Origin of the sequence: Sulfurospirillum tamanense (assembly GCF_016937535.1) — a bacterium.
Taxonomy (GTDB): Bacteria; Campylobacterota; Campylobacteria; order Campylobacterales; family Campylobacteraceae; genus Sulfurospirillum_B; species Sulfurospirillum_B tamanense.
Genome location: NZ_JAFHKK010000027.1, coordinates 1 through 10457 on the forward strand (window position 1 = coordinate 1; position 10457 = coordinate 10457).

Consider the following 10457-nt stretch of genomic DNA (forward strand, 5'->3'; position numbering starts at 1 on the left):
TTTTGGTGGATGATAGCAAGACAATCCTCGCCACCGCTCAAATGGCCATGGAAGAACTTGAAAACAGTGGCAAGGTGGTCATGAAAACCTACCTCAACCCAGCAGAGCTACTTGAAGCCTTAGAAAACGGGAGGGAAGATTATGATATGCTCATCAGCGACATCAACATGCCCCAGCTCAACGGCCTTGACCTCTCCCATTCCCTCAAACAAAACCCCCGTTTTAAACACAAACCCATTCTCATTCTTACCACCGAAAGTTCTGCCGAGATGAAAGCCAAAGGCAAGGCAATCGGAGTAACAGGCTGGCTAGTAAAGCCCTTTAGTAACGACAAGCTTGTTAAAGCTGTCTCTATGGTATTAGGACTCTAACATGAATGCACCACAAAAAGAGGCATCTAATGGCATCCAGCGCTACCTCACATTCTTTGTAGATGGAGAGCAGTACGGCCTCAACATCCGCAACGTCAAAGAGATTATCGCCTCCATGAACATCACCACCGTCCCTAAAACCCCACCCTACATCAAAGGCGTCATTAACCTGCGCGGCGCGGTCATTCCCGTCATTGATGTGCGACTCAAATTTGGCCTAGAAGAAAAAGCGCACGACGTCAACACGGCCATCATCATCAATGTCATCGATAATGTCTCCATCGGCTTTATCGTAGACCGCGTGGAGGATGTGCTTTCCGTCAATGCCACCCAGCTGACCGACGCGCCCCGCTTTGGGGCAAGCGTTGATACCTCGTTTATTGAAAACGTCGCGGAGATTAATGACCATGTCATTATGATCCTCAACCTCAAACGCATTTTCGAACAAGATGAACTTGTTGACATTGCCAGTATTGAAAAAACTCAGGAGAATTAAGATGAACATGACTATTGGAAAGCGCATTGGACTTGGTTTTACCTTACTTATCTTTATTACTCTCGCTCTTGGAGCCATCGGGGTAATTAATATGCGTGATGCCGCGACAACCTCCGCCAGACTCTCTGCTGTCTACGCCCCCGAAGCAGACATTGGCTCCAAAATATTTAACTCTGCCAACAAGATACGCTACGCCATTCGTGCCTTTACAATGCGAGATGACGAATCGGCCCTAGCGGACGCAAAGAAAGAGCACAGAACCCTGCAAGCCCTCTTAGCTGAAGCAGAACAGCTTGGCCGCAAATACAATCTCTCAAAACTCCTTGAACAACACAAAATTGCCATCAACTCCACTGCTCAATATATGGCTTCCGTGGAGCGCAGTGAAGAAATCTTAAAGCAGAAAAAAATAGCCGATGCGGCACTTGTTTCAAATGCTCCTGTCATTCTAGAAAACATAAACCGCTACATCAACTCCGTGCGTCAAAATCAACTGGATGAAGTTAATGGAAAACTCTATCCAGAGCGCATTATAGAGCGTATAGATAAAATCCTTATAGCCAACGAACTAAGTCTTTTGGTCAACAATGCTCGCGTTCTTGGTCAGCGTGCTTTGGCCATTAATGATATCAGCCTTTATTCTAGAGCTATTGAAAACTTTGCAAAAGTTAACACCACTGTCAACAGCCTAATCGCCGAAACAAGAAACCCTCAAACCATTGCAATCTTAAATAGTATCGCCTCTAGCGCTGATGTCTATAAAAAATCCCTTGAAGAGATGCTTCTTGTCACAGAAAAAACTGCTGTGGAAAATGCTTTGCGGATTCGCTTAGCCACAGAGGTTATTGGGGCAGCAGAAGCCACCCTTGCTCTTGCTGTTGAAAATGTAGAACGCTTATCTAATGAATCAACAGATTCTCTCAACACCTCATCCACCCTCATGCTTATCGTGCTTAGTCTTGCTATTTTATTTGGTATCGTTGTTGCTTTTTTTATTGCACGGGGCATCATCAAAGCCATCACTACCGCCGTACACTCCATCCTCGAAGCCAACGACCAAGTCCTGAGTGCTTCCAACGAAATCGCAGACTCCTCTACCTCTTTGGCTGAGGGGGCAAGCAGACAGGCAAGCAGTGTAGAAGAAGTGAGTGCAACGATTGAAGAATCCACTTCCATCAACACCCAAAACGCTGAAAACACCAGAGAAGCAGATATCTTAGCCAAAGAGACAAAAGCAGCTGCGCAAAAAGGGTTCAATAAGGGTGATGAACTCATGAAAGCCATGCAGTCTATTAACCACTCGAGTGAGCGCATCTCTAAGATTATTAAGACTATTGATGAGATTGCTTCCCAGACCAAACTCCTTGCGCTAAATGCAGCCGTAGAAGCAGCACGTGCGGGAGAGCATGGTTTAGGCTTTGCGGTGGTTGCCGATGAAGTCAAATCCCTAGCCCAACGCTCCGCCGATGCTGCCACTGAAACAGCTACCATCATTGAAGAAGCGATTGTCCAAGCTAAGAACGGCTCTTCTATCTCTAAAGAGACCAGTGAAGCCTTTGAAGATATCTTGCAAAAGATAGAAAAGACCTCTAACCTTATTAGTGAAGTTTCTATCTCAGCAAAAGAGCAGAGTGAAGGGATGAATCAAATCGCTACAGCCATGGGAGAGATTGACCAAATCACCCAACAAAACGCGGCTACTAGTGAAGAAGCTGCGGCGGCAAGTGAAGAGCTTAATGCCCAAGCACACTCCATGAAAGAGACCGTAGGGGTGATTGCAAAGATGGTGGGATTTGTGCAAGAGCATATACATAACAATGTTCCTAAAAAACAGAAAAAGGCACTAGCAAAGCCCTCAGCCAAGCTACCCAATAAAAAAGCTTCTTCTCAAAGAAACACTGCCCGTAATGATAACGATGTGTTCCCTTTGGATGAGGATGATTTGAAAGAGTTTTAATGTTACATGTAAAGAAAACAAAGAGAGGTTGATATGAATATGACAATAGGAAAACGTATTGCCGCAGGTTTTGCCACATTGGTTCTTATTACATTAATTCTTGGTGCTATTGCTGTAGTAAACATGCGTGATGCTGCAGCAACTTCCACAAGGCTATCGCAAGTTTATGCACCTGAGTCAGACATTGCCGCACAAATTTTTGACGCAGCCAATGAAATGCGCTATGACATTCGTGCTTTTACGATGCGCGATGATGAAAATGCGCTAGCTAGCGCCAAGCAAGCGTACCAAAATCTTCAAAGCTATCTTGCTCAAGCGCAAGAGCTCGGTCGCACTTACGATTTGACCAAGCTCCTTGAACACCATAAGATTGCAACCACTTCCGCTACCGAGTACATGGCTTCCGTGGAGCGAAGTGAACGGATTTTACAACGCAAAAAAGTAGCAGACCGCGCCTTGGTCGTTAATGCACCCATCATTATGGAAAACATTTCAACATATGTCCAATCTGTACGCCAAAACCAGCTTGATGAAGTCAATGGAAAGCTCTACCCTGAGCGCATTATGGAGCGGATTGATAAAATTATCTTAGCCAATGAGATGGCCATGCTAGCCAACAACTCACGTGTTTTGGGGCAACGGGCCTTGGCCATCAACGACAGCACGCTAATTACGCTAGCAGTCGAAAACTTTACTAAAGCGGCCAATATAAACCAGAATCTTATCAGCAATACCCGTAATCCCCAAACAATAGTACTGCTTGAAAATATTCTTGCAAGCTCTAAGATCTATGAGGGCTCCCTCAGGGAAATGCTAGCAGTCATGGAAGAAACGGCCAAAGAAAACGCTTTGCGTATTCAATTGGCTGCAGAGGTCATTAAAGCCGCAGAGGCAACGTTACATTTAGGACTTGACAACGTGGACACCCTTTCCCAAGAGTCAACAGCCTCCCTGCAAACTTCTTCTTTGGTGATGATTGGGGGTGTCGTTATTGCCCTTGTGCTTAGCATTTTAATAGCTTTTTTTATTGCACGGGGCATCATCAAAGCCATCACTACCGCCGTACGCTCCATCCTCGAAGCCAACGACCAAGTCCTGAGTGCTTCCAACGAAATCGCAGACTCCTCTACCTCTTTGGCTGAGGGGGCAAGCAGACAGGCAAGCAGTGTAGAAGAAGTGAGTGCAACGATTGAAGAATCCACTTCCATCAACACCCAAAACGCTGAAAACACCAGAGAAGCAGATATCTTAGCCAAAGAGACAAAAGCAGCTGCGCAAAAAGGGTTCAATAAGGGTGATGAACTCATGAAAGCCATGCAGTCTATTAACCACTCGAGTGAGCGCATCTCTAAGATTATTAAGACTATTGATGAGATTGCTTCCCAGACCAAACTCCTTGCGCTAAATGCAGCCGTAGAAGCAGCACGTGCGGGAGAGCATGGTTTAGGCTTTGCGGTGGTTGCCGATGAAGTCAAATCCCTAGCCCAACGCTCCGCCGATGCTGCCACTGAAACAGCTACCATCATTGAAGAAGCGATTGTCCAAGCTAAGAACGGCTCTTCTATCTCTAAAGAGACCAGTGAAGCCTTTGAAGATATCTTGCAAAAGATAGAAAAGACCTCTAACCTTATTAGTGAAGTTTCTATCTCAGCAAAAGAGCAGAGTGAAGGGATGAATCAAATCGCTACAGCCATGGGAGAGATTGACCAAATCACCCAACAAAACGCGGCTACTAGTGAAGAAGCTGCGGCGGCAAGTGAAGAGCTTAATGCCCAAGCACACTCCATGAAAGAGACCGTAGGGGTGATTGCAAAGATGGTGGGATTTGTGCAAGAGCATATACATAACAATGTTCCTAAAAAACAGAAAAAGGCACTAGCAAAGCCCTCAGCCAAGCTACCCAATAAAAAAGCTTCTTCTCAAAGAAACACTGCCCGTAATGATAACGATGTGTTCCCTTTGGATGAGGATGATTTGAAAGAGTTTTAATGTTACATGTAAAGGAGTGGCAATGACGATTGATGGTGACGTATTAGAAATTGACATCGATATGGAGCTTGATGATGTGATGGAGCTTAGAAATTTTGCCAAGCCGCGCCTAGACTACATTGAAGAGATAGCAGTCAATGGTGAAAAAGAGGACGTACGCACCTCTGCGCTTTTTTCGTTGCTTTTTGCCATTAAACGCAGTAAACCTAGTATCAAGATTCCGCTCATCGATGCGCCCTCTCTTGAACTAGGAACCTTTGGAACTTTGAACTGGATACACTAATGGACATCAATAAATTACGCGATATATTTATCGAAGAGGCAAATGAAATCATTGAGAAGTTGGATGTAGACATCATCAATTTCGAAGAAGACCCTTCAGACAAGGAGCTGCTAAATGAGCTCTTTCGTGGCGTTCACACCCTCAAAGGAAGTGCAAACTCCTTTGGATTTTCTCGCCTTGGGGAGTTTGTACACCACTTTGAAGATGCGCTAGATTACTACCGAAACTCAAAAGCGGAAGTCACCAGCCAAGTCATTGATACTTTCTTAAATGCCGTAGACCTCATCAAGGAAGTCATGTTTGTAGAAGTGGATGGCTTGGATGCCTTACCAGAAGGGTACCATGAGTGCCTTGCTAGGATTAAATCTCTCCTTAGCGAAGAAGCTCTTCCCAAAGAGTCAACCCCGCCTCTTTGTTCTGAAGTAGATCTGGGTGCGGAATTTGATCTAACGGAAGAAGTTGAACTTGACAAGACTCCAAACCAGAGTTCTCTCCTCGTCCCTTTGGCTGTAGATATTGAAATTCTTAAAAACAAGCTTTTTGAAGAAGAGGTTTTATATAAAATCCTTTTAACCATCGATGATGATATCTATTTTCGCGGATTTGATCACATCAAATTTTTAGCCTTGTTGTCCAAAGAAGGGCACATACTCACATCTTATTGGAATATGGCCAATGTTCCAAACCTAGAAGGCTTTGACCCCGAGAAGTCTTGCGTAGGGAGCATTGAAATCTATCTCGCCTCCAAACAAACCCAAGAAGCTATTCAGAGTGTCTTTGAATACCTTGAAGAGCACGAGTACCACATTGAAGTTTTAGTCAAAAGTGAAAAAAAACCTCCTATTCCCATCCAAAAAGAAGAGATTAAATACGGTCGTCGCCAAGAAGATGAGGCAGAGATTGAGAGTGAGGTTAAAACAAATTCCCCACAAGTGCGCCGTAAAACTGATGCCGCTTCGTTTGTGAAAATTGACACGGGAAAGCTTGATGAGCTTTTTGATTCTATTGGGGAACTCGTCATCGCCCAAAACTTTTTGGCAGAAAACGAAGCTATCATGAACATGAAAAATGAAAGCATTACCAAGACCATCGGCGTGCTTTCTAAGATCACCAAACTCATCCAAAGCCGTGTTATGAGTTTGCGCATGGTGCCTGTGCAAGAAACCTTTGAAAAGATGAAGCGGGTGGCGCGGGATGCCTCTAAAAAAGTCAACAAAGAGATTTCCCTAGTCATTGAAGGGGGCGACACAGAGATTGATAAAACCATGATTGACGCCCTCTCCGATCCACTCATTCACCTCATCCGCAATGCCATTGACCACGGGATTGAAGATGGCCCCAGTCAAAGAGAAGAGTTGCGCAAAAGCCCCATAGGAGTTGTCACCCTCAGGGCGTATCACCGAGGCGGTAATGTCGCCATTGAGATTGTTGACGATGGGCGCGGCATCAACAAAGAACGTGTCTTGGCAAAAGCCCTAGAGCGCGGCATTGTTAATCCCGACGATGAACTTAGCGACGCACAGATTTTTGGACTTATCATGCAGGCGGGTTTTTCTACTGCAGCCCAAGTGAGCGACATCTCTGGACGCGGGGTTGGGCTTGATGTGGTACGCACCTCCATTGAAAAACTCAACGGCAAAGTAGAGATTGCATCTGAGCAAGGAAAGGGGTCCACCTTTACCATCTTACTCCCGCTAACGCTAGCCATCATCGATGGAATGCTGGTGCGGTGTGAAAAAGATACCTACATCATCCCAACCTTAAGCGTATTAGAATCGTTTATTCCTAAACAAGAGAATGTTCACTCCTTTAAACATAAAGGCGAGTTCATCGACTTGCGGGGCAAGATGATTCCCATCATCAGGCTCAACGAGGTGCTTAATACTTCCAAGACAGCTCCCAAAGCATGGGAATCCACCCTTGTGTGCATTGAAAGTGAAAAAGGACGGTACGCCTTGCTTATTGATGATTTGATTGGACGCCAGCAAGTCGTTATCAAACCGCTCGGACCTGCCCTTTCTTCCATTAAAGAGATTTCAGGGAGTGCTATCATGGGCAATGGCGAAATTGCACTCATTTTAAATACCGAAGAGCTGTTTATGCCCCACGAGGTGAACAGTGAACTTAGAGCTTAGTCCCAAAGAGTTTGCTCTTTTTAAAAACCTGATTTACCAAGAATTTGGCATTGCGCTAAGTGAACGCAAAAAAACCTTGGTACAAACAAGGTTGCGCAAATGGGTGCAAAGCCTTGGGCTTCCTAATTACGAAGCCCTGTACAAACACGTGGAGCAAAACCCCCACGAACTGGTGCTTTTGGCTGATGCAATTACGACAAACGTGACCTCTTTTTTTCGCGAAGAGAGCCAATGGTTGTTTTTAGAAAAGCACATCCCAAAAACGTACAGCAAAACCAAGCGGTTGCGCATTTGGTCTTCGGCGTGCTCTTCGGGTCAAGAGCCTTACACTATTGCCATGTTTTTGCAAGAAATCTTGCCTGATGCCCACACGTGGGACATCAAAATCTTGGCAACAGACTTATCGTATGACATTTTGAAAAAAGCCCAGCAAGGCCACTACCGCGCAAAAGACCTAGAAGGTATGCCTAAAAAGCTGATGAACAAGTACTTTTCCAAAACCCCTGATGGCCTTTATGCTATCAGTAAACAGTTAAAAGAGATGATTGTATTTCGCTCTTTTAACTTGGTCACGGGAAACTACAAACTATTTTCACGTCCTTTTGATTGTATATTTTGTCGCAATGTAATGATTTATTTTGACAAACCAACCCAAGAAAAGGTGATTGACAATTTGGTCAATCTTATCTCACCCAAAGGGCTTTTGCTCATTGGACATTCTGAGTCAATCACGCGGCACGATGCGAGGATTTCCTCCGTCTCTCCGTCAATTTATGAAAAACGAGGTGCTTAATGGATATTGGAACCGTAACAGACGATGCGCTACTTGGCGAGATTGATAGGCGCTTCAAGGAAAAACAATCTTCCATTGAGGAGATGGAGTTTTTAACCAAAAAACTCTTGGAGATGAATGAAAAAAGCAAAAAAGCCCAAGAGGTCAAAAGCCAGTTTCTCTCGTTGGTAAAAAACGAATTCAACAACCCCGTTTCCTCACTTTTAAGCGTGGCAGACATGCTGCAAAAAGTGAAGGACCCAAGCAGAGCCCATGCCATGGGAGAACTGCTAAAGCGGGATTTGCTGAAAATCGATTTTAGCCTCAAAAACATCTTTGCCGCCTCGGAGATTGAAGCGGGAGATGTATCTAATGACTACAATCGCATCAACATAGAAGAACTGTTTGAAGAAATTCGCGAATACTTTGCCCTGCTTATTAAAGACAAGTCTTTACATGTAATCCTTGAAAACCATTGTGATAAAGAGTTCATTAGCGACTCTTACAAGCTTTACCTCATCCTCATCAATCTCGTTTCCAACGCCTGTGAATTTTCCTACGAAGGAAAGGAAGTTACCATTCAGATTACATGTAACGATTCGGGCCATGTGATTAAGGTCAAAAATTTTGGGGAAGGCATCAGCGAAGACCACACGAAAGAAATCTACAACCGCTTTGTCCATTTTGAAACAGGCCATACCCGCGCCACGGCAGGCCTTGGGCTTGGCCTAAGCGTTGCGCGAGGCATGTGTGAAGCAATGGAAGGCACCATCGACAATGACCACGAGGGAGAAGCAACGGTGTTTACTGTCCGCATTCCCTACCCAGATGAGCAAGAACTCTCTACTAGCCAAGCCTTTGGCTCCAATGAGTTTATGTTTGAAGAAAACGATGGATTGATGGAGTTTTAATGATTCCTACAAAATTCATCCATGTGGGCGAAATCTACATTGGCGTCAAACCTACCCAGATCAATACGGTGCTAGGGTCTTGCGTGTCCGTGTGCCTTTATGACCCCGTGGAGTGCATTAGCGGGATGAACCATTACCTCGTGCCATTATGGAACGAAAACGGCTTGCAAAGTCCAAAATACGGCAACATCTCCATCCCGCGCCTCATCGAAAGCATGGTCAATGTGGGCTGCCAAAAATACAACATTGTGGCAAAGATATTTGGCGGAGCCAATGTGCTTGATGTCAGCAAAGAAGACATGATGATAGGCCGTAAAAATATACTTATCGCCAAAGAGCTACTCAATGAGCACAAGATTAAAATTGTTGCCCAAGATATTGGAGGAACGCAAGGAAGACGGATTATGATGCAAAGCGACACAGGAAAAATCCTTTTAAAATACACCGGAGGGCGATAATGGGCTTGCGCGTATTGGTGGTGGACGATAGCGCAACAGCCCGTGCGGTACTAACCGAAATTTTACGTCAAGACTCCGACATTGAAAGTGTCGAAGCAGCGCCCGATGCTTACGTCGCGCGAGATAAAATCGTTAAGTTTCGCCCTGATGTTATTTGCCTTGATGTAGAGATGCCGCGCATGGATGGGATTACCTTCTTGCGGAAAATTATGCAGTACATGCCCACACCCGTCATCATGGTCTCTTCTCTTACTACCCAAGGGGCGCGTACGACGCTAGACGCGCTTGAGGCGGGCGCAGTGGATTTCATCCCCAAGATGCATTCTAATCTTTACGAGGGGCGCAGTGCCATCGAAGAAGAGCTTCTCACCAAGGTCAAAGCCGCCGCAAAAGCAAAGGTTCGGCCCAAAACCACAGCGCCAAAGCCTAGCGAACGTCTTGAGTATAAAAGCTTCACCACCACCCAAAAACTTATCGCCATCGGCTCTTCCACAGGCGGCACCGAGGCCCTTAAAGAGGTCCTTACCAAACTGCCCGCCAACTCCCCAGGTGTTCTTGTTACCCAACACATGCCTGCCTCTTTTACAGGACAATTTGCCAATCGCCTCAACGAACTGTGTGCCATGGAAGTCAAAGAAGCCCAAAGTGGAGACACCTTGGGTGTTGGCAAGGTGTTTATCGCCCCAGGAGACAAGCACATGGTACTGCGCCGTTCGGGCGCACGGTACTATGTGGAGGTGGGCGATGGTCAAAAAGTCTCAGGCCACCGCCCTTCTGTGGATGTGCTCTTTAACTCTGTTGCCAAAGTCGCAGGCGATAATGCCATCGGCGTCATTCTCACAGGAATGGGAAGCGATGGGGCCAGAGGACTTTTAAAAATGCACGAGACAGGCGCCGTTACCCTAGGTCAAGACGAGGCCAGTTGTGTGGTGTACGGCATGCCCAAGGTAGCCTACGAACTAGGAGCGGTGGACACACAAGTGCCCTTGGAAAAAATGGCCTCAAAAATTTTAAGTGAGCTTTCCAGAATGACAACCTAGAGTGGAACTCCTTTTGCTTACAGTCAATATGCTGACTGCCAAAAG

10 protein-coding genes are annotated in these 10457 nt (G+C 45.6%); all 10 read left to right on the top strand.

From position 1 onward, the window contains the following. Positions 1 to 2: 2 nt before the first annotated feature. From JWV37_RS10405 to JWV37_RS10450, 10 genes are read left to right on the top strand one after another with little or no spacing between them, the layout of a single operon-like run. A complete protein-coding gene (locus JWV37_RS10405; RefSeq protein WP_205459740.1) occupies positions 3 to 371 on the top strand; it encodes a response regulator in 369 nt (122 codons plus the stop codon). A gap of 1 nt (position 372) precedes the next feature. Further along, positions 373 to 867: a chemotaxis protein CheW gene (locus JWV37_RS10410; RefSeq protein ID WP_205459741.1), complete on the top strand. Its 495-nt coding sequence runs from the start codon at positions 373 to 375 to the stop codon at positions 865 to 867. Between the two features lies 1 nt (position 868). Further along, complete coding sequence (locus tag JWV37_RS10415; protein ID WP_205459742.1) at positions 869 to 2824, top strand: methyl-accepting chemotaxis protein; 1956 nt, start codon at positions 869 to 871, stop codon at positions 2822 to 2824. A gap of 33 nt (positions 2825 to 2857) precedes the next feature. Next, on the top strand, positions 2858 to 4813 hold the full coding sequence (locus JWV37_RS10420) for a methyl-accepting chemotaxis protein (protein ID WP_240332169.1): 1956 nt from the start codon (positions 2858 to 2860) through the stop codon (positions 4811 to 4813). A 22-nt stretch (positions 4814 to 4835) separates the two neighbouring features. Continuing rightward, positions 4836 to 5096 (top strand): hypothetical protein, encoded by a 261-nt coding sequence (locus tag JWV37_RS10425; protein ID WP_205459743.1) that lies wholly within the window; start codon positions 4836 to 4838, stop codon positions 5094 to 5096. Beyond that, positions 5096 to 7231, top strand: a complete 2136-nt coding sequence (locus JWV37_RS10430; protein WP_205459744.1) for a chemotaxis protein CheA — start codon at positions 5096 to 5098, stop codon at positions 7229 to 7231. Before JWV37_RS10425 ends, JWV37_RS10430 begins: the two co-directional genes overlap by 1 nt. Then, a complete protein-coding gene (locus JWV37_RS10435; RefSeq protein WP_205459745.1) occupies positions 7215 to 8024 on the top strand; it encodes a CheR family methyltransferase in 810 nt (269 codons plus the stop codon). Before JWV37_RS10430 ends, JWV37_RS10435 begins: the two co-directional genes overlap by 17 nt. Further along, positions 8024 to 8914 (top strand): sensor histidine kinase, encoded by an 891-nt coding sequence (locus tag JWV37_RS10440; RefSeq protein WP_205459746.1) that lies wholly within the window; start codon positions 8024 to 8026, stop codon positions 8912 to 8914. Before JWV37_RS10435 ends, JWV37_RS10440 begins: the two co-directional genes overlap by 1 nt. Further along, a complete protein-coding gene (locus tag JWV37_RS10445) occupies positions 8914 to 9372 on the top strand; it encodes a chemotaxis protein CheD (RefSeq protein ID WP_205459747.1) in 459 nt (152 codons plus the stop codon). Before JWV37_RS10440 ends, JWV37_RS10445 begins: the two co-directional genes overlap by 1 nt. Further along, entirely contained in the window at positions 9372 to 10412 is a 1041-nt protein-coding gene (locus JWV37_RS10450; protein WP_240332170.1) for a protein-glutamate methylesterase/protein-glutamine glutaminase, read from the top strand. Before JWV37_RS10445 ends, JWV37_RS10450 begins: the two co-directional genes overlap by 1 nt. Positions 10413 to 10457: the final 45 nt, after the last annotated feature.

Coding starts and splice junctions, on each gene's coding strand:
- JWV37_RS10410 (WP_205459741.1), top strand. CDS start 373: ATGAATGCACCACAAAAAGAGGCATCTAATGGCATCCAGCGCTACCTC.
- JWV37_RS10415 (WP_205459742.1), top strand. CDS start 869: ATGAACATGACTATTGGAAAGCGCATTGGACTTGGTTTTACCTTACTT.
- JWV37_RS10420 (WP_240332169.1), top strand. CDS start 2,858: ATGAATATGACAATAGGAAAACGTATTGCCGCAGGTTTTGCCACATTG.
- JWV37_RS10425 (WP_205459743.1), top strand. CDS start 4,836: ATGACGATTGATGGTGACGTATTAGAAATTGACATCGATATGGAGCTT.
- JWV37_RS10430 (WP_205459744.1), top strand. CDS start 5,096: ATGGACATCAATAAATTACGCGATATATTTATCGAAGAGGCAAATGAA.
- JWV37_RS10440 (WP_205459746.1), top strand. CDS start 8,024: ATGGATATTGGAACCGTAACAGACGATGCGCTACTTGGCGAGATTGAT.
- JWV37_RS10445 (WP_205459747.1), top strand. CDS start 8,914: ATGATTCCTACAAAATTCATCCATGTGGGCGAAATCTACATTGGCGTC.
- JWV37_RS10450 (WP_240332170.1), top strand. CDS start 9,372: ATGGGCTTGCGCGTATTGGTGGTGGACGATAGCGCAACAGCCCGTGCG.